This window comes from Rathayibacter sp. VKM Ac-2759 (genome assembly GCF_009834225.1).
Taxonomy (GTDB): Bacteria; Actinomycetota; Actinomycetes; order Actinomycetales; family Microbacteriaceae; genus Rathayibacter.
On record NZ_CP047176.1, the window covers coordinates 2,905,301 to 2,922,819 of the forward strand.

Sequence of the window (17,519 nt, forward strand, 5' to 3'; positions counted from 1 at the left end):
ACGACCGGAGTCGTGTCACGTGATCGCTACTCGAGCGAACCGTCGACGGTCTCCTCGAAGGAGGTGACGTTGCCGGCCGAGTACTTGTAGATCGACACCGAGGCCTCGCTCGGGTCGCCGTTCTCGTCGAACGAGATCGGGCCGGAGAGACCGTTGTAGTCGATGTCCTCGTCGTCGGCGAGCAGAGCCGCGCAGTCGGCGAAGGTCGTGCACTCGGTGCCGTCCTTCGAGACCGACTCGAGGTTGTCGCGGATGGTCGCGCCGTCCGTCGCTCCACCCTGCAGCGCCGCGAGGGCGAGCAGGACGGTGGCGTCGTAGGACTCGGGAGCGTAGCTGAACACCGTCAGCGGGTCGTTGCCCTGCTCCTCGACGAGAGCCTGGAGGTTGGACTGGAAGTCCTCCGACGCCTGCACACCCGGGTTGGTGAACTGCGCGCCGGCGATGTCGACGTTGGTGTCCGACTCGCCGATGACGCCGTAGTTGCCGTCCGTGCCGTAGAGCTTCGAGAAGTCGAAGCCCTTCGCCGCGAGCTGCTCCGCGATGGTCTTGATCTCGTCGAACGAGATGACGACCAGCGCGTCGGGGTTCGGGGCGAGCACCGTGGTCAGGGCCGAGTTGAAGTCGGTCGAGGCCGGCTCGAAGATCTCCTCGGCGGCGACGGTCGCGCCGCCCGCCTCGAGGGTCTCCTTGATGTTCGACTCGAGGCCGGTGCCGTACGCGTCGTTCATGTACAGGATCGAGACGTTGGTCTTGCCGTCGCCCAGGATCTTGTTGCCGAGGATGCGGCCCTGCAGCACGTCCGAGGGAGCGGTGCGCCAGTAGTAGCCGTCGTCCTCGTAGGTGGTGAAGTCGGGCGAGGTGTTCGCCGGCGAGATCTGCACGACGCCCGCCTGGGTCACCTGGTCGATGAAGGTCTTCGAGACGCCCGAGGACGCCGCGCCGACGATGGCCGAGACGCCGTCGGCGATCAGGGAGGTCGCGGACTGCGTCGCGATGTCGGTCGAGGTGTCGCCCGAGTCCTTCTGCTCGACGTCGATCGAGATGCCGGCAGCGGCCTCGTTGATGTCGGCGACGGCCAGGTCGACGCCCGCGATCTCGGGCGGGCCGAGGACGGCCAGGGTGCCCGTCTGCGGCAGGATCGTGCCGATCTTCAGGGACAGGTCGCCGGAAGCGCCGCCGTCGGTGCCCGTGCCGCCGCTGTCGCCACCGCTGGCGCAGCCGGCCAGGACGAGTGCGCTGGCGCCGAGGATGGCGACTCCGCCGAGGGTTGCCCGGAGGGTCCGCGCGCGTGAGGCCGAACCGGCCTTCGCGTATACGCCCATGTTGCTCCTTGAGATGTGGTTGTCGTCAGAGCGGCGCCGGAGGCAACCGCTGGGCAAACGTAACCTTCGGAGCAGCCGTGAACAATACGGCGGTGTTACGAACGGGTTTCGCGACCCGATCGTTACTTTCGACAGCGGCAACCGCTCTCAGCAACGCGATCCGCACATCACGCCACCGATCGGCGCCTCCGACGCTCCGCCGCGACGAGGTCGACTGAGAAGATCACCAGGGCCGCCCAGACCAGCGCGAAGCCGATCCAGCGCTCCGGCGGCATCGCCTCGTGCAGGACGAACGCCCCGACGAGGAACTGCAGGACCGGCGTCAGGTACTGGATGAAACCGACGATCGAGAGCGGCAGGCGGCGCGCGGCCCCCGCGAACAGCAGCAGCGGCACGGCGGTGACGATGCCCGCCGAGGCCAGGATCAGCGCGTGGCCCGTCCCCTCCGTGCCGAAGGTCAGGCCGACGAGCGACCCGACGACGGCGAGCTGCACGAGCGCGAGCGGAGTCAGCCACAGCGTCTCGAGCGTGAGACCGCCGACCGCGTCGATCCGGCCGCCGACCCGGCTCTTGACGAGGCCGTAGAGGCCGAACGAGAACGCGAGCGCCAGCGACACCCAGGGGAAGGATCCGTAGCCGATGGCGATGACGAGCACCGCCACCGCGCTGATCGCCATCGCGACCCACTGCGCCGTGCGGAGGCGCTCGCGCAGCACGATCACGCCCAGCAGCACGGTGACCAGCGGGTTCATGAAGTAGCCGAGCGCCGCCTCGATGACGTGGCCGGTCGTCGTCGCGATGACGTAGACCTGCCAGTTGACGTAGATCAGGGCTCCAGCGAGCGCCATGACCGCGAGGAGTCGCGGTTCGCGGAACAGCCCGAGGAAGCCCGGCCAGCTGCGGGTGACCGTCAGCAGCACCCCGCAGAAGACGAGCGAGAAGAGCACCCGGAAGGCGACGATCTCGAACGGCGAGGCGGGCGCCATCGCGATGAAGTAGAGCGGCATCGCGCCCCACAGCAGGTAGGCGCCGAAGCCGAACCACAGGCCCGTCGACGACATCGCGCCGGACGGACGGTCGTCGCCGAGCGCCTCCACGCCCTCGCCGACCGGGATGCCGGCGGTGGAGGGCTCGAGGGAGTCGGGCGGGGTGCGGGAGGCGGACACCCCTCCGATGCTACGCAGGAGCCCGGCCGCCGGACCGCGCAGAACGGCCGCCGGACGCCGGGATCAGGCCACCTGTCGCGAGGAGGCCCGCCCCGGACACGGCGAAGGGCCCGGCGACAGCAGTCGCCGGGCCCTTCGGGGAACCGTCCTAGCGGACGACGACCGCGAGGACGTCGCGCGCGGAGAGGACCAGGAGGTCCTCGCCCGAGAACTTGACCTCGGTTCCGCCGTACTTGGAGTAGATGACCTTGTCACCCACGGCGACGTCGAGGGGGACGCGGTTGCCGTTGTCGTCGATGCGGCCGGGGCCCACGGCGACGACTTCGCCCTCCTGCGGCTTCTCCTTGGCGGTGTCGGGGATGACGAGACCGGAAGCGGTCACCTGCTCCGCCTCGACCTGCTTGATGACGATGCGATCTTCGAGCGGCTTGATGGACACCGACACGGTTGACCTCTTTCTTGACGACGTTGGGACGGAGCGCTGTCATTGGCAGACACGCTCCGAGAGTGCTAGATCCACTGTAGAGGCAAGGCTGGCACTCGTGCAATCAGAGTGCCAAGACGAGCGGATCGGGCCCGGGAGCGGGTGGCCTAGCATGGCCGGATGCATCGCGACGAGCTGGTCGAGCTCCTCTCCCCGGAGGGGCTGCGGCTCCTCGACGGTCTCGACGGATACCGCTCCGACGACCTCGTGCGCGCCGTCGCGACGCTCCGCGCGGCGGGCCACTCCCCCGGTCTCGTCGCCGCCGTGCTCACCCAGGCCCGCCTGCGAGCGCGCGCGGTGTCGAAGTTCGGCGAGTTCGCGCGCTCGATGCTCTTCACCGACGCGGGCCTCGAGCAGGCGACGCGCCTCCGGGTCGCCGCACTCCACGCCGGCCGGTTCGCGGCGGCGGGGGTCACGCGCATCGCCGACCTCGGCAGCGGTATCGGAGGCGACGCCCTCGCCCTCGCGGCGATCGACCTCGAGGTCACGGCCGTCGACGCCGACGAGATCACCGCCACCCTCGCGAGCTTCAACCTCGCCCCGTTCCCCTCCGCTCGCGCGGTGCACGCCGACGCCGAGACCTTCGACCTCGACGGCTTCGACGCCGTCTACCTCGACCCCGCGCGGCGCACGGCCGGGCACCGCGAGACGCGGCGGCTGGAGGATCCCGACGACTACTCCCCCTCCCTCGACTTCGCCTTCGGCCTGGCCGAGCACCGGCCGGCCGGCATCAAGCTCGGTCCCGGCTTCGACCGCGAGCGCATCCCGGCCGAGGCGGAGGCGCAGTGGGTGTCGGTCGACGGCGAGCTGGTCGAGACGGGTCTGTGGTTCGGCGCTCTCGCACGTCCCGGGGTCCGCCGGTCGGCGCTCCTGCTCGGCTCCAGCGGGGCCTCCGAGCTGACCGCGGCCGCCGACAGCGAGGACGAGGAGGTGGGCGAGCTCGGCGCCTTCGTCCACGAGCCCGACGGCTCCGCGATCCGCGCCCGTCTACTGGGTGAGCTCGCGCGCTCGAGCGGATCGCGGATGCTCTCGCCCGGCATCGCCTACCTGACGGGCAACGAACCCTCGACGACGCCCTTCCTCCGCAGCTTCCGCGTGCTCGCGGAGCTCCCCCTCGACGAGCGCACGCTCGCCCGCGAGCTCAAGGGCCGCGGGATCGGCGTGCTCGAGATCAAGAAGCGCGGCGTCGACGTCGATCCTGCGCTCTTCCGCAAGAAGCTCGGCCTCAAGGGCGCGGGCAGCGCCGTCCTGCTCCTCACGCGGGTGCAGGGCCGGCACCGCGCGCTCCTGGCCGAGCGGGCGGCCTGATCCGGGTCAGTATCCGGAGGAGCTCGCCGCGCCCAGCGCGACGGCGAAGAGCACGATCGTGATCGCGAGGAAGATCAGCGAGACGGCGATCCCGGCGAACCCGGTGATGATCGCCGCGAGGGCGAAGCCGCGCGCGGCCGGCTCGCGCCGGCGTCCGAGGAACCCGAGCACGACGGCGGGAGCCGAGAGGATGAAGCCGAAGCCCCAGGCGAAGACCGTGATGACGAGGCCGACGATGCCCAGGATCATGCCGACGAGGCTCAGCGTGCGGGGCGGCGCGGCGGGTGCGGGAGCGTAGGCGTACCCGGGAGCCGGCGTGCCGTAGGCCGGCGAGCCGTACGAGGGCCTCGCGTCGCCGGAGTAGGCGGGAGGCGCCGGAGGAGCGGGCGGGGCCTGCGGAGCCTGCGGGGGCGACGACCCGGCCGGAGTGGACGACCCGGCCGGAGGAGCGGGCGGCACGGGAGGAGCGGGCGGTGCCGGAGGCGCGGGCGGAACGGGGACGGAGCCGGGTCGGTCCTCGGACCCGGACTGGGTGCTGTCGCTCATGCGCACGAGCTTACCGACGGGTGGCCGGGGCGACCCGGGATCCCGGTCAGGCGGGCAGGTACCCGTCGCTCCGCAGACCGCCGACGAAGGCCGTGTAGGCGAACCAGCCCGCGACGGCGAGGACGACGACCAGGTAGCCGAGCACGAGGCCGGCGACGGCGATCCCGCGCCCGCGCTGTCCCGAGCGGCCCGCCTGCACGAGCCCGACGTGGCCGAGCACGATCGCCGCGGGCGCGAGACCGAGCAGGCCGCAGATGAGAGCGGCCACGGCGAGCGGGTTGAGGGGAGGCCGGGTGGCGCGGACGACCGGAGCCTCGCCGCCGGGCGGACCGGCCGGGGGCGGGTACTCCGCGGAGGGCGGCCCCGAGGGTGCGGCGTACGACGCTCTCGGCTCGCTGGTGTCGCTCACGGCGTCTCTCCTCGTCGGACGGAGCGCCCCCACCGGGATCGGAGGGGGCGCATCGGGATCAGTACCCGGTCGTGGGCATGGTGGCCGCGACGGCGAACAGGCCGATGACCAGGAAGATCGTGATGATGATGGCGGCGAAGCCGATGATGATCGCGGCGATCGCGAGGCCGCGGCCCTTCTCTCCGGTCCGCTTGATCTGCGACAGGGCGACGAAGCCCAGCACGATGCCCACGATCGAGACGAAGAACGACGCGATGAAGCCGATGATCGCCAGGATGTTGTAGCGGTCGGAGGCGGGCGTGTACGGAGTGGTCATGGGATCCCCCTTGATCAGGAACGACTGGATGCGCTCAGCGTGGCAGGGGCCTCGACCGACTGTCAAAAGCCTGGGTGCCGCTTGTGCGCCCCCGCGACGCCGGAGTAGGCGACCTCAGTGGACCTGGATCTCCGTCACCGGCAGCGTCGAGTCGGCCCCGAACGAGAGGCTCGAGGGCGCGTGCCCCGCCTCGATGAGCTGCGCGCCGAGCGCGGCGATCATCGCTCCGTTGTCCGTGCAGAGCGAGAGCGGAGGGATCCGCAGCGCGATGCCGGCGGCCGCGCAGCGCTCCGCGGCGAGCGAGCGCACCCGCGCGTTCGCCACGACCCCGCCGCCGAGCAGCAGTCGCGGCACCCCCCGGTCGACGCAGGCCGCGACGGCCTTCGTCAGGAGCACGTCGGCGACCGCCTCGCGGAAGCTCGCGGCGACATCGGCGACCGGCACCTCCTCCCCCGCGTCCTGGCGCTTCTCGACCCAGCGCGCGACGGCGGTCTTCAGCCCCGAGAACGAGAAGTCGTAGCGGTGCCTCTCCCTGTCCTTGGGCAGGGTCAGCCCGCGCGGGAACCGGATCGCCCGCGGATCGCCGTCGGCGGCCACGCGGTCGATCTGCGGACCGCCGGGATAGGGCAGGCCGAGCACGCGCGCGACCTTGTCGAACGCCTCCCCCGCCGCGTCGTCGATGGTCTCGCCGAGCAGCTCGACGTCCGAGACGAGGTCGCGCACGTGCAGGAGCGAGGTGTGGCCGCCCGAGACCAGCAGTGCGATCGTCGGCACCTCGACGGGGCTGCCGGGAGTGCCGTCGGCGCGGAGCACGTCGGCTCCGACGTGCCCGACCAGGTGGTTCACCGCGTAGAGCGGCTTCTGCAGCGAGACGGCGAGCGCCTTCGCCGCCCCCACGCCCACCATCAGCGCCCCCGAGAGACCGGGACCGCTGGTGACCGCGATCGCGTCGAGCTCGTCGAGCGACACCCCCGCCTCCGCCAGCGCGGTCCGCAGGGTCGGCTCGAGCGCCTCGAGGTGGGCCCTCGCCGCGACCTCGGGGACCACTCCGCCGTAGCGCGCGTGCTCGTCCATCGACGAGGCGATCGTGTTGGCGAGCAGGGTCGTGCCGCGCACGATGCCGATCCCCGTCTCGTCGCAGCTGGTCTCGATGCCGAGCACGAGCGGGCCGGTGGTCATGGCGTCTCCTGGGAAGCGAGGGGCAGGCGCATCACGAGCGCGTCGACCCCGTCGGGCTGGTAGTAGGCGGGGCGGACGGCGATCTCGACGAAGCCCTCCGAGAGGTAGAGCGACTGCGCGACCGGATTGTCGGCGCGCACCTCGAGGAACACCTCGCGGGCTCCGCGCCGGGCCGCGGTCTCGACGAGGTGGCGCAGCAGCCGGCGGCCGAGCCCGGCACCCCGGGCCGCGGGGACGACGGCGATCGTCTGCACGTCCCCCTCGTGCGCGCCCACGGGGCAGAGCAGTCCCGCGTAGCCGACGACGGCGCCGCCGAGCTCGGCGACGACGTAGCGCGTGTGCGGGCTCCGCAGCTCGCCGGCCATCATCGAGCGCGACCAGGCGTCGCTGGTGAACTCCGACTCCTCGATCGCCATGATCGCGTCGAGATCGGAGGCGGCGGCCTCGCGGATCGCGGCCGCGGTCATCCGGTCACGCGCTTCGGGCCGGCCGAGAGCGTGACGTCGGGCGAGCGGAGGTAGAGCGGCTCGTCGGCGGCGGGGAGGCGGCCGGCGGCGCGGGTGCGCACGGCGACGACTCCGAGCTCGGCGGCCGACACGGTCGCGGCCTCGAGGCGCGGGAGCTCGGGGAACGGCAGCGCGGGCGGCTTGTCGAGCCCGGGCCCGGCGAGGCGCTCCGGGATCCCCGCCGCATCGAGTCCCGCGTAGGCGCTCCAGTAGAGCTCGCGGCGCCGGGCGTCCGTGACGACGAGGAGACCGGCCGAGCGGCCGTGCCGGAGCGCCTCGAGGGCGATCGCGTCGTGCGAGACCACGGGGATCGTCGGGATCCCGCGGCCGACGGCGAACGCGCGGGCGGCGGCGATGCCGACCCGCAGGCCCGTGAAGGGGCCGGGACCCATGCCGACGGCGACCGCCTCGATGTCGGCGGGCGCGACTCCGGCGGACTCGAGCGCGGCGCTGATCAGGGAGCCGACGACCTCGGCGTGCCGCATCGTGTCGGTCTCGGCGCACTCCGCCCTGACCTCGCCGGTCTCGTCGACGACGGCGACGGAGGTACCGGAGGAGGTGTCGATCGCGAGAAGCACCCTGACAGGGTACTCGCCGGTCGTCAGACCCAGCCGGTGCCGCGGAAGCGGACGGAGCGCGGCTCGATCGGCTCCTCGCCCTCCTCGGCCTCGGACCCCGCGGTCGGGCGCTCGATGACGATGTCGAGCCACGACTCCGCGACGCCGTCGAGCATGCCGGCACCCCACTCGACGACCACGACGGAGCGCTCGAGGTCGAGGTCGAGGTCGTCCAGCTCGACGGGCGAGCCGACGCGGTACGCGTCGACGTGCACGAGCGGCGGGCCGTCGTGCAGGGGCGGATGCGTCCGCGCGATCACGAAGGTGGGGCTCGTCACCGGGCCCCGCACGTCCAGCCCCTCACCCAGACCCCGGGTGAACGTCGTCTTGCCCGCGCCGAGGGGCCCGGTGAGCACCAGCAGGTCGCCCGCCCGCAGCACGCGGCCGAGGGAGCGGCCGAGCTCCTCCATCGCCCCGGGATCCGCGACCTCGACGTCGCGGTCGGCGAACCACGCGCGCTCAGGCACGGACGCCGCCCGCTCCGCCGACGGCCCGTCGCTGCACCCGCGGGCCGAGGCGGGTGACGAGCTCGTAGTTGATCGTGCCGCACCAGCGAGCCCACTCGTCGACCGAGGGGACGCCGGTCGTCGGGTCTCCCCAGAGGATGACCGGGTCGCCGACCGCGACCGGGGCGTCGCCCGCATCGACCACGAACTGGTCCATCGCGACGCGACCGGCGATGCGGTGGCGGCGCCCGGCGATCGAGACCTCCGCGACTCCGGAGGCACTGCGCGGGATGCCGTCGGCGTAGCCGAACGGGACGAGGGCGAGGGTGGTCTCGCCGGCGGAGCGGTAGGTGTAGTCGTAGCTGACCCCGGTGCCGGGCTCGACCCGGCGCACTCCGGCCACCCGGCCCTGCAGCGTCATCGCCGGTGTCAGCCCGAGGTCGAGCGCGCTCTCGTCGTCGAAGGGCGAGAGCCCGTAGACGCCGATGCCGGTGCGGACGAGGTCGAGTCTCGCCTCGGGCAGCCGCAGCGCGCCGGCCGTCGCGGCGAGGTGCACGACGGGGGCGGCGAGGCCGTGCTCCTCGAGGAGCGCGGCGGCGCGCCGGAGCACGGCGAGCTGGTCGAGGTCGTCGGCGCGCGAGGTGTTCGAGAGGTGCGAGAACAGTCCGGTGAGGTGCAGGGCACCGCGAGCGGTGTGGCGGGCGAGCGCCTGGGCGAGCGACGCCCACTCCTGCTCGGGAGCGCCGTTGCGGCTGAGGCCGGTGTCGACCTTGAGCTGCACGGCGGCGCGGACGCCGCGGTCCTCCGCCGCCTGCGCGAGCGCGTCGAGCTGCGCGCGCGACGAGACGGCGACGTCGATCCCGTGCTCGAGGGCTCCGTCGAAGTCCTCCCCCGGGTCGTGCAGCCAGCAGAGGATCGGCGCGAGCACGCCCGCCTCGCGCAGGGCGACGGCCTCGGCGAGATCCGCGGTGCCCAGCGCGTCGGCTCCGCCGGCGAGCGCGGCCTGCGCGGCGACGAGCGCCCCGTGCCCGTACGCGTTCGCCTTCACGACCGCCATCAGGCGCCGCGCACCGGTCAGCTCGCGCAGGCGCGCGACGTTCGCCGAGATCGCGTCGGTGTCGATCAGGGCCTCGCGGAACGAGAGCGGGGCGATCACGACTCGGCCACCACGAACGCGCAGGCGACTCCCGCATCGTGCGTCATCGAGAGGTGCAGCCGTGCGATCCCCCGCGCCTCGGCCGCGGCCCGCGCCGGGCCCTGCAGGGCGAAGGACGGGTTTCCGTGCTCGTCGCGCTCCACGACCATGTCGTGCCAGCGGGCGCCGACGGAGTCGCCGAGCGCCTTGATGAGCGCCTCCTTCGCCGCGAACCGCCCCGCGAGCGAGGCGACCGGGAGCTCGCGTTCGCTCTCGGCGAACAGGCGCTCGCGCAGGCGCGGGGTGCGGGCGATCGCCCGCTCGAAGCGGGCGAGGTCGACCACGTCCACGCCGATCCCCACGATCACGACGCGATCACTCGACCGTGACGGACTTCGCGAGGTTGCGCGGCTGATCGACGTCCAGACCCTTGGCCGCGGCGAGCTCCATCGCGAACATCTGCAGCGGGGTGACCGCGAGCAGCGGCTCGAACAGCGGGTCGGCCAGCGGGATCGGCACGACCTCGTCGGCGATCTGGATCGCGGCCGTGTCGCCCTGCTCCGCGATCGCGATGACGCGGGCGCCGCGCGCCTTGATCTCCTGGATGTTCGAGATCACCTTGCGCTGCAGCTCGTACGACTCGCTCGGGCTCGGCACGATCACGAAGACGACCTGGCCCGGCTCGATCAGCGCGATCGGCCCGTGCTTGAGCTCGCCCGCGGCGAAGCCCTCGGCGTGGATGTAGGCCAGCTCCTTGAGCTTGAGCGCGCCCTCGAGCGCGACCGGGTAGCCGACGTGCCGCCCGAGGAAGAGCACGGCACGGGTGTCGGCCATCCAGCCGGCGAGCTGGGCGATGTCCTCGGAGGCGTCGAGCACCCGCGAGAGCTTCTCGGGGATCGCAGCGAGCTGGGCCGCCTGCGAGGCGACGAGCTCGGCGGAGGCGGCGCCGCGCACCGTCGCGAGGTGGAGGCCGAAGAGGTACAGCGCCGCGATCTGGGCGACGAACGCCTTCGTCGAGGCGACCGCCACCTCCGGGCCGGCGTGCGTGTAGAGGACGGCGTCGGACTCGCGCGGGATCGTCGCGCCCTGCGTGTTGCAGACGGAGAGCGTCCGGGCGCCCTTCTCGCGGGCGTACTTGACCGCCATCAGCGTGTCCATCGTCTCGCCCGACTGGCTGATCGAGACGACGAGCGTGCGCGGCGTGAGCACCGGGTCGCGGTAGCGGAACTCGTGGCTCAGCTCGACCTCGACGGGCACGCGCGCCCACTTCTCGATCGCGTACTTCGCGACCATGCCCGAGTACGCCGCGGTGCCGCAGGCGATGACGGTGATGCGGTCGATCTCGGTGAGGATGCCGTCGAGGCTCTCGAGCTCGGGCAGGGTGATCGCACCGTCGTGGATGCGGCCGCGCAGCGTGTTGGCGACCGCCTCCGGGCCCTCGGTGATCTCCTTCGCCATGAAGCTCGACCAGCCGCCCTTCTCGGAGGCGGAGGCGTCCCACGCGATCTCGAACGGCTCGGTCTCGACCGGCTCGCCGAAGAAGTCCGTGACGGTGACCAGCTCGGGCGTGATCGTGACGATCTGGTCCTGGCCGATCGCGACCGCGCGGCGGGTGAACTCGACGAACGCGGCCACGTCGGAGCCGAGGAAGTTCTCGCCGTCGCCGAGGCCGATGACGAGCGGGGAGTTGCGGCGGGCGCCGACGACGACGCCCGGCTGGTCCTGGTGCAGGGCGAGCAGGGTGAACGCGCCCTCGAGTCGGGCGACGATCGCCTGGAACGCCAGCACGAGGTCGCCGGTGCGGCGGTACTCGCGGGCGATCAGGTGCGCGGCGACCTCCGTGTCGGTCTCGCTCTCGAAGACGGCGCCCTCGGCCTCGAGCTCCTCCTTGAGCGGCTGGAAGTTCTCGATGATGCCGTTGTGGATGACGGCGAGCTTCCCGTCGTCGGCGAGGTGCGGGTGCGCGTTGCGGTCGGTCGGGCCGCCGTGCGTCGCCCAGCGGGTGTGCCCGATGCCGGTCGTGCCCTCGGCGAGCGGACGCGCCTCCAGGTCGTCGACGAGGACGCTGAGCTTGCCCGAGCGCTTACGGCTGTCGAGCTGTCCGTCGGCGTCGATGACGGCGACGCCCGCGGAGTCGTAGCCGCGGTACTCCAGACGCTTCAGGCCCCCGAGCAGCACGGCCAGGCTGTCCCGCTCACCGACGTATCCCACGATTCCACACATGTGCTCGATCCTAAACGGCGGCTGATCCGGAATCGGGCAGGGGCTCGATCCCGTCGGGGCGGGCCGCGGCGGACAGTAGGATCGGGGGTCATGCCGTCGTCAGCTCGTGATCCCGGGCGCGAGGCGCACCCCTCTCCGTTCGTCGAGATCTCGCGGTCCGACTGGGCCGAGCTGGCCCGCAGCACCGAGCTGCCGCTGACCGAGACCGAGGTCGTGCAGCTGCGCGGACTCGGCGATCGGCTCAGCCTCACCGAGGTCGCCGAGGTGTACGTCCCCCTGTCGCGCCTGCTGACGCTCTACGCGGGCGGCGCGAGGCAGCTGCACCGCGCGACGAGCACGTTCCTCGGCGAGCGGGCGCAGGCGACTCCGTTCGTGATCGGAGTCGCCGGCTCGGTCGCGGTGGGCAAGTCGACGATCGCGCGGCTGCTGCGCGAGCTGCTCGCGCGCTGGGACGACACTCCGCGCGTCGAGCTGGTCACCACCGACGGGTTCCTGCTGCCCAACCGCGAGCTCGAGCGCCGCGGGCTGATGGCCCGCAAGGGGTTCCCGGAGTCTTACGACCGCCGGGCGCTGCTGCGCTTCGTCTCGGAGGTCAAGGGCGGGGCCGCGGAGGTGCGGGCGCCGTTCTACTCGCACCTCTCGTACGACATCGTCCCCGACGCCGAGATCGTCGTGCGGCGGCCCGACGTGCTGATCGTCGAGGGCCTGAACGTGCTGCAGCCCCCGGTCCCCGGGAACGGGCTCGCGGTGAGCGACCTCTTCGACTTCACGGTCTACGTCGATGCGCGCACGAGCGACATCGCCCGCTGGTACGAGGAGCGCTTCCTCGCGCTGCAGCAGGGCGCGTTCGCGAATCCGAACTCGTACTTCCACCGCTACGCCGCGCTCACCCCCGACGAGGCGCGCAGCCGCGCCCGCGACATCTGGTCGACCATCAACGAGCCCAACCTCGTGCAGAACGTGCGCCCGACCCGCTCCCGCGCGAGCCTGGTCCTGCGCAAGCAGGCCGACCACTCCGTCTCGTCGGTGCTCCTCCGCAAGATCTGACCGGGCGGCTCTCCTCTGCCTGCTCGATCGAGCAGCCCGCTTGCGGCCGTATCGAGATCCAGCGGAGTCGGAGGGCCGATCCGACAGGCCGACCTGCCGGGTCCGCTGGGTCTCGAAACGGCCCGACGGCCCTGCTCGACCAGCAGGCAGGAAGGAGCATCCTCCGAGCTGCGCTCATCGGACCGGCGACCACCCTCGAGGTGTCGTCCGAATCGCGTCCCAAGCGATTCGGACGCTCCGAACGCGACACGCTCCACCCGCGCAACCACCTCGGCAGGCCGACTGCGGGACGCCGGGCAGGGACCGGCGTCCAGACAGCACAGCCGTCGACGCAATCGCGTGCCGAGCGATTCCGGCGCGGCGAACGCAACACGCTCCACCCGCGCAACCACCTCGGCAAGCGACTGCGGAACGCCGGGCAGGGACCGGCGTCCAGACAGCACAGCCGTCGACGCAATCGCGTGCCAAGCGATTCCGGCGCGGCGAACGCAACACGCTCCACCCGCGCAACCACCTCGGCAAGCGACTGCGGAACGCCGGGCAGGGACCGGCGTCCAGACAGCACAGCCGTCGACGCAATCGCGTGCCAAGCGATTCCGGCGCGGCGAACGCAACACGCTCCACCCGCGCAACCACCTCGGCAAGCGACTGCGGAACGCCGGGCAGGGACCGGCGTCCTCATGAACACAGCCCGACTGCGGGACGCCGGGCAGGGACCGGCGTTCTAGTGAGCGGAGCGCAGCTGCGCGAGCACCACGGCCGCGAGGGACTCCGCCAGCCGGTCGGCCGTCTCCTGCGTCTTGGCCTCGACCATCACGCGCACCATCGGCTCGGTCCCGGAGGGGCGCAGCAGCACCCGGCCGTCGGTCCCGAGCTCGGAGGAGGCCCGGGCGACCGCGGCGGCGATCACCTCGTCGTCGTGCACGCCGTCGCGGTCGACTCCGCGCACGTTGACCAGGGTCTGCGGGAACACGCTCATCACCGAGGCCAGCTCGGCGAGCGTCTTCCCGGTGCGTGCCATCTCGGCGGCCAGCTGAAGGCCGGTGAGCACGCCGTCGCCGGTGGTCGCGTAGCGGCTCATGATGACGTGGCCCGACTGCTCGCCGCCGAGGGAGTACTCGCCCTCGTTCATCGCCTCGAGCACGTAGCGGTCGCCGACGCCGGTCTGGATGACGCGGATGCCCGCCTCCGCCATCGCGAGCTTCAGCCCGAGGTTGCTCATGACCGTCGCGACGAGGACGTTGTCGCGGAGGACACCGCGGCGCGCCATCGAGGTCGCGAGGATCGCCATGATCTGGTCGCCGTCGACGACGCGTCCGTCGGCGTCGACCGCGAGGCAGCGGTCGGCGTCGCCGTCGTGCGCGATGCCGAGGTCGGCGCCGGCGGCGCGGACCGCCTCCGCGACGTTGTCGAGGTGGGTGGAGCCCACTCCGTCGTTGATGTTGAGGCCGTCGGGATCGTTGCCGATCACCGTGACGGTCGCGCCGGCGTCGGTGAAGACCTCGGGCGAGATGCCGGCGGCCGCGCCGTGGGCGCAGTCGATGACGACGTGCAGGCCGTCGAGCCGGGTGCTGCCGAGCGAGCCGAGCAGGTGGACCACGTAGCGGTCCTCGGCGTCGGCGAAGCGGCGGATGCGTCCGACGTCGGCCCCGGTCGGTGTGAGCGGCGGGACTCCGAGAGCCGCCTCGATGCGGTTCTCGAGCTCGTCGGGCAGCTTGCGGCCGCCCGCCGCGAAGAACTTGATGCCGTTGTCGGCGGCCGGGTTGTGCGAGGCCGAGATCATCACGCCGAAGTCGGCGCGCTCGTCGGCGATGAGGTACGCGGTGGCGGGCGTGGGGATCACGCCGGCGTCGAGGACGTCGACCCCCGCGCTGGCGAGACCCGCGGCGACGGCCGCTCCGATGAACTGACCGGAGATGCGGGGGTCGCGGGCGAGGACGGCGACGGGCCGTCGGCCTTCGGCCCGGGCGGCCGCACCGAGTACACGGGCGGCCGCCTGGGCGAGGCCGAGGGCCAGGTCGGCCGTGACCTCGCGATTCGCGAGGCCACGGACGCCGTCGGTTCCGAAAAGGCGCGGCATAGCGCAGACCACTTCTCGAGCTACTGGTCGAGCGGCACGGAGGCCGCGCCGACTAGCGCTTCGAGAACTGGGACGCCTTGCGGGCCTTCTTGAGACCGGCCTTCTTGCGCTCGATGACGCGAGCGTCGCGGGTGAGGAAGCCGGCCTTCTTGAGGATGGCGCGGTTGTTCTCGCGGTCGATCTCGTTCAGCGCACGCGCGATCGCGAGGCGGAGCGCACCGGCCTGGCCGGAGGGGCCGCCACCGGTGATCTTGGCGACCACGTCGTACGAGCCGATGAGGTCGAGGACCTTGAACGGGTCGGTGATCAGCTGCTGGTGCAGCTTGTTGGGGAAGTACTCCGCGAACTCGCGGGCGTTCACGGTCATTCCGCCGGAGCCGGGGACGAGGCGCACGCGGGCGATGGCCTGCTTGCGTCGGCCCACGGCTGCGCCGGAGACGTTGAGGACGGCGCGGGGCGTCGAGGACGCCTCGGGGGCCGTGCTTTCGGTGGAGTAGCTCTCGGGAGCCACGTCGAGCTGGTCTGCGATCTTCGCCACGGTGTAGGTGATCCTTTGTCTTCGAAGTCTGAGGTGTCGGGGAGGGCCGGAGCCTACTGGGCGACCTGGTTGAAGGCGTACGCCTGGGGCTGCTGCGCCGCGTGGGGGTGCTCGGAGCCCGTGTAGACCTTCAGCTTGCGCAGCTGCGCACGACCGAGGGAGTTCTTGGGGAGCATGCCGCGGATGGCCTTCTCGACGGCGCGGGCCGGGTTCTTCTCGAGGAGCTCGGCGTACGTGGTGGCCGAGAGGCCGCCCGGGTAGCCGGAGTGGCGGTAGGCCTTCTTCTGGAGGAGCTTCTGGCCGGTGAGGGCGACCTTCTCGGCGTTGACGATGATGACGAAGTCGCCCATGTCCATGTGCGGCGCGAAGGTGGCCTTGTGCTTGCCGCGCAGGAGCGCCGCGGCGTGGGTGGCGAGACGGCCGAGCACGACGTCGGACGCGTCGATGACGATCCAGTCGTGCTGGACGTCAGCCGGCTTCGGAGAAAAAGTGCGAGTCACGTGAGTGCTGCTTTCTGATCGGAGTGAGGTGTTCGTGAATCCCGCTCCGTGGCCGTTCTCCCCGCGAGGCGGGGGAACCGAACCGGTGGAGGGCTCAACTTCGGGCGCTCGGCACACGGCCGAAAACACCAAGGGTCGACATTACAGCACAGAGCTCATCAGCGGAAGCACGACGACGCGGTCCGCGGTCGACCGGGCGTCAGGAGGGGTCGAGATCGAGGGCGGTCAGCGCGTCGCTCGCGAGCTCCTCGAGCGCGGCCTGGTCGCCGACGTACGAGCGCAGCGTGACCATCTCGTCGCCGACCAGCACGATCAGGGTCGCGGCCGGATCGACGGCCGCGTCTCCGGCGCGGTAGAACGCCCGATCGCCGAGCGTGCTCGAGGTCGCGGCACCGGTCGCCTCCTGCTGCGCGAGCGTCTCCTCCGTCGCTCCGGTCACCGCCTGCACCGTGAGCGCCGACGGGTTCCCGGCCATCGCCCACGCGCAGCCGTCGCTCTGCTCGGAGGCGGTGACGAATCCGGTAGGGAGCGAGAGGGCGCTCTCGATGGTCTCGGCGGGGAGGACGGCCGCGCAGTCGAGCACCCGGCCGGCAGTGGCGGGGGTGGTCTCGACCGGCGCGGCCTCGACGGGCGCTTCGGGAGCGGGCTCGATCGCGGCGGTCTCGGTCGGTGCGGCGGTCGGCGCGGGAGCGACCTGCGCCCCCTCCGGGATGTCGATCGTCGACGACGAGCAGCCCGCGAGAGCGGCGGCGAGCACCGCGATCGGGACCGCGGTGCGGAGGATGCGGATCATTCGGGGTCCTTCCCATCGGAGTCGACCGTAGCCACCGTGCGCTTGGCGCGGGTGATCACGGCGCGCTCTGCGAGGGAGGCGTCGTCGGGGTAGTCGATCTCGCGCAGGATCAGGCCGCGGGCCGGCATCACGCCGAAGGCGTTCGTCCGGGCGACGCCGTCGCGCAGGCCCGTGACCTCCGATGCGTCCAGCTTGCCCATGCCGACCGCGACGCACGCGCCCACCAGGGCCCGCACCATGCTGTGGCAGAAGGCGTCCGCCCGCAGGTGGGCGTGCAGCACCCCGTCGGTGTCGCGCTCCCACTCGAAGTCGAGGAGGCTGCGGATCGTGGTCGCGCCCACGCGCGCCCGGCAGAACGACGCGAAGTCGTGCAGCCCGAGCAGCGCGTGCGCCGCGCGCGCCATCTCACCCTCGTCGAGCGACTCGGTGATCCAGGTCGTGGAGGCGCGCTCGAGCGGGTGCCGCATCGAGGAGGCGTCGGCGAGGCGGTACTCGTAGCGGCGCCACCGCGCCGAGAAGCGGGCGTCGAACCCCTCCGGCGCCGCCGAGATCCGGTGCACCGAGACGTCGGAGTACTGCCCGAGGTACCCGCGCAGGCGGCGCTCCAGAGCGGCCGGTGGGAGGAGCGTCTCGTCGGTCGCGCGGCGCGGACCGCTGAGGCGCTGCCACTGCTCATCGGTGAGATCCAGGTGCGCCACCTGCGCGCTCGCGTGGACTCCGGCATCCGTCCGGCCGGCCACCGTGACCACGGGGCGCTCCTCGGTCCGCAGGAGCACGGCGAGGGCGTCCTCGAGCACCCCCTGCACCGTCCGCAGACCCGGCTGCTTGGCCCATCCCGCGAAGTGCGTGCCGTCGTAGGCCAGATCGAGGCGGACTCGGTGAAGCATCCGTCGAGTCTAGGTCG

The 17,519-nt window shown here is 72.2% G+C and carries 20 protein-coding genes; 2 read left to right on the forward strand and 18 right to left on the reverse strand.

From position 1 onward, the window contains the following. Nucleotides 1–26: 26 nt before the first annotated feature. The 3 genes from GSU68_RS13470 to groES form a co-directional block, all read right to left on the reverse strand. Complete coding sequence (locus GSU68_RS13470) at nt 27–1,322, reverse strand: ABC transporter substrate-binding protein (RefSeq protein ID WP_159909144.1); 1,296 nt, start codon at nt 1,320–1,322, stop codon at nt 27–29. 167 nt (nt 1,323–1,489) lie between these two features. Continuing rightward, nucleotides 1,490–2,488 carry an EamA family transporter RarD gene (gene rarD, locus GSU68_RS13475; RefSeq protein ID WP_348272491.1) on the reverse strand — a complete coding sequence of 333 codons (999 nt, stop codon included), beginning with the start codon at nt 2,486–2,488 and terminating at the stop codon, nt 1,490–1,492. Nucleotides 2,489–2,636: 148 nt separating this feature from the next. Further along, nucleotides 2,637–2,933, reverse strand: a complete 297-nt coding sequence (gene groES, locus GSU68_RS13480) for a co-chaperone GroES (RefSeq protein WP_055787236.1) — start codon at nt 2,931–2,933, stop codon at nt 2,637–2,639. A 159-nt stretch (nt 2,934–3,092) separates the two neighbouring features. Here groES and GSU68_RS13485 point away from each other — a divergent pair, with 159 nt between their 5' ends. Then, a complete protein-coding gene (locus GSU68_RS13485; protein WP_159909146.1) occupies nt 3,093–4,280 on the forward strand; it encodes a class I SAM-dependent methyltransferase in 1,188 nt (395 codons plus the stop codon). Between the two features lie 6 nt (nt 4,281–4,286). On the opposite strand, the gene GSU68_RS13490 is transcribed toward GSU68_RS13485, so the two are convergent. From GSU68_RS13490 to glmS, 10 genes are all read right to left on the reverse strand, one after another. Next, nucleotides 4,287–4,826: a DUF4190 domain-containing protein gene (locus GSU68_RS13490; RefSeq protein ID WP_159909148.1), complete on the reverse strand. Its 540-nt coding sequence runs from the start codon at nt 4,824–4,826 to the stop codon at nt 4,287–4,289. A 46-nt stretch (nt 4,827–4,872) separates the two neighbouring features. After that, nucleotides 4,873–5,235: a DUF4190 domain-containing protein gene (locus GSU68_RS13495; RefSeq protein WP_159909150.1), complete on the reverse strand. Its 363-nt coding sequence runs from the start codon at nt 5,233–5,235 to the stop codon at nt 4,873–4,875. Nucleotides 5,236–5,293: 58 nt separating this feature from the next. Then, nucleotides 5,294–5,551, reverse strand: coding sequence for a DUF4190 domain-containing protein (locus GSU68_RS13500; RefSeq protein WP_159909152.1), 258 nt, complete (start codon nt 5,549–5,551; stop codon nt 5,294–5,296). Between the two features lie 114 nt (nt 5,552–5,665). Then, nucleotides 5,666–6,730, reverse strand: coding sequence for a tRNA (adenosine(37)-N6)-threonylcarbamoyltransferase complex transferase subunit TsaD (tsaD, locus tag GSU68_RS13505; RefSeq protein WP_159909154.1), 1,065 nt, complete (start codon nt 6,728–6,730; stop codon nt 5,666–5,668). Then, nucleotides 6,727–7,197 carry a ribosomal protein S18-alanine N-acetyltransferase gene (rimI, locus tag GSU68_RS13510; protein WP_159909156.1) on the reverse strand — a complete coding sequence of 157 codons (471 nt, stop codon included), beginning with the start codon at nt 7,195–7,197 and terminating at the stop codon, nt 6,727–6,729. The genes tsaD and rimI overlap by 4 nt, the downstream gene beginning before the upstream one ends. Beyond that, on the reverse strand, nt 7,194–7,814 hold the full coding sequence (tsaB, locus tag GSU68_RS13515; protein WP_159909158.1) for a tRNA (adenosine(37)-N6)-threonylcarbamoyltransferase complex dimerization subunit type 1 TsaB: 621 nt from the start codon (nt 7,812–7,814) through the stop codon (nt 7,194–7,196). The genes rimI and tsaB overlap by 4 nt, the downstream gene beginning before the upstream one ends. A 23-nt stretch (nt 7,815–7,837) precedes the next feature. Further along, nucleotides 7,838–8,263: a tRNA (adenosine(37)-N6)-threonylcarbamoyltransferase complex ATPase subunit type 1 TsaE gene (tsaE, locus tag GSU68_RS13520; protein ID WP_159910298.1), complete on the reverse strand. Its 426-nt coding sequence runs from the start codon at nt 8,261–8,263 to the stop codon at nt 7,838–7,840. 49 nt (nt 8,264–8,312) lie between these two features. Continuing rightward, nucleotides 8,313–9,455 carry an alanine racemase gene (alr, locus tag GSU68_RS13525; protein WP_159909160.1) on the reverse strand — a complete coding sequence of 381 codons (1,143 nt, stop codon included), beginning with the start codon at nt 9,453–9,455 and terminating at the stop codon, nt 8,313–8,315. Continuing rightward, nucleotides 9,452–9,802, reverse strand: a complete 351-nt coding sequence (locus GSU68_RS13530) for a holo-ACP synthase (RefSeq protein WP_159909162.1) — start codon at nt 9,800–9,802, stop codon at nt 9,452–9,454. Before GSU68_RS13530 ends, alr begins: the two co-directional genes overlap by 4 nt. A gap of 7 nt (nt 9,803–9,809) precedes the next feature. Continuing rightward, nucleotides 9,810–11,657, reverse strand: coding sequence for a glutamine--fructose-6-phosphate transaminase (isomerizing) (gene glmS / locus GSU68_RS13535; RefSeq protein WP_159909164.1), 1,848 nt, complete (start codon nt 11,655–11,657; stop codon nt 9,810–9,812). 90 nt (nt 11,658–11,747) lie between these two features. Between glmS and coaA the strand changes: the two genes are divergently transcribed. Then, complete coding sequence (coaA, locus tag GSU68_RS13540) at nt 11,748–12,704, forward strand: type I pantothenate kinase (protein ID WP_159909166.1); 957 nt, start codon at nt 11,748–11,750, stop codon at nt 12,702–12,704. Nucleotides 12,705–13,428: 724 nt separating this feature from the next. Here coaA and glmM read toward each other — a convergent pair. The 5 genes from glmM to truA all read right to left on the reverse strand — a co-directional run bounded on the left by glmM (nt 13,429) and on the right by truA (nt 17,502). After that, on the reverse strand, nt 13,429–14,784 hold the full coding sequence (gene glmM, locus GSU68_RS13545) for a phosphoglucosamine mutase (RefSeq protein ID WP_159909168.1): 1,356 nt from the start codon (nt 14,782–14,784) through the stop codon (nt 13,429–13,431). A gap of 52 nt (nt 14,785–14,836) precedes the next feature. Further along, on the reverse strand, nt 14,837–15,322 hold the full coding sequence (gene rpsI / locus GSU68_RS13550) for a 30S ribosomal protein S9 (RefSeq protein WP_159909170.1): 486 nt from the start codon (nt 15,320–15,322) through the stop codon (nt 14,837–14,839). Nucleotides 15,323–15,375: 53 nt separating this feature from the next. Next, entirely contained in the window at nt 15,376–15,822 is a 447-nt protein-coding gene (gene rplM, locus GSU68_RS13555) for a 50S ribosomal protein L13 (protein WP_159909172.1), read from the reverse strand. 199 nt (nt 15,823–16,021) lie between these two features. After that, nucleotides 16,022–16,615, reverse strand: a complete 594-nt coding sequence (locus tag GSU68_RS13560; protein ID WP_159909174.1) for a hypothetical protein — start codon at nt 16,613–16,615, stop codon at nt 16,022–16,024. Continuing rightward, nucleotides 16,612–17,502 carry a tRNA pseudouridine(38-40) synthase TruA gene (gene truA, locus GSU68_RS13565; RefSeq protein WP_159909176.1) on the reverse strand — a complete coding sequence of 297 codons (891 nt, stop codon included), beginning with the start codon at nt 17,500–17,502 and terminating at the stop codon, nt 16,612–16,614. The genes GSU68_RS13560 and truA overlap by 4 nt, the downstream gene beginning before the upstream one ends. Nucleotides 17,503–17,519 lie beyond the last annotated feature (17 nt).

What these genes read in the sequence shown, in the direction of transcription:
- tsaE (WP_159910298.1), bottom strand. Translation starts at nt 8,263, where the DNA reads ATGGAGGAGCTCGGCCGCTCCCTCGGCCGCGTGCTGCGGGCGGGCGAC.
- GSU68_RS13560 (WP_159909174.1), bottom strand. Translation starts at nt 16,615, where the DNA reads ATGATCCGCATCCTCCGCACCGCGGTCCCGATCGCGGTGCTCGCCGCC.
- coaA (WP_159909166.1), top strand. Translation starts at nt 11,748, where the DNA reads ATGCCGTCGTCAGCTCGTGATCCCGGGCGCGAGGCGCACCCCTCTCCG.
- truA (WP_159909176.1), bottom strand. Translation starts at nt 17,502, where the DNA reads ATGCTTCACCGAGTCCGCCTCGATCTGGCCTACGACGGCACGCACTTC.
- GSU68_RS13490 (WP_159909148.1), bottom strand. Translation starts at nt 4,826, where the DNA reads ATGAGCGACAGCACCCAGTCCGGGTCCGAGGACCGACCCGGCTCCGTC.
- rimI (WP_159909156.1), bottom strand. Translation starts at nt 7,197, where the DNA reads ATGACCGCGGCCGCGATCCGCGAGGCCGCCGCCTCCGATCTCGACGCG.
- glmS (WP_159909164.1), bottom strand. Translation starts at nt 11,657, where the DNA reads ATGTGTGGAATCGTGGGATACGTCGGTGAGCGGGACAGCCTGGCCGTG.
- tsaD (WP_159909154.1), bottom strand. Translation starts at nt 6,730, where the DNA reads ATGACCACCGGCCCGCTCGTGCTCGGCATCGAGACCAGCTGCGACGAG.
- GSU68_RS13470 (WP_159909144.1), bottom strand. Translation starts at nt 1,322, where the DNA reads ATGGGCGTATACGCGAAGGCCGGTTCGGCCTCACGCGCGCGGACCCTC.
- GSU68_RS13500 (WP_159909152.1), bottom strand. Translation starts at nt 5,551, where the DNA reads ATGACCACTCCGTACACGCCCGCCTCCGACCGCTACAACATCCTGGCG.
- GSU68_RS13485 (WP_159909146.1), top strand. Translation starts at nt 3,093, where the DNA reads ATGCATCGCGACGAGCTGGTCGAGCTCCTCTCCCCGGAGGGGCTGCGG.
- glmM (WP_159909168.1), bottom strand. Translation starts at nt 14,784, where the DNA reads ATGCCGCGCCTTTTCGGAACCGACGGCGTCCGTGGCCTCGCGAATCGC.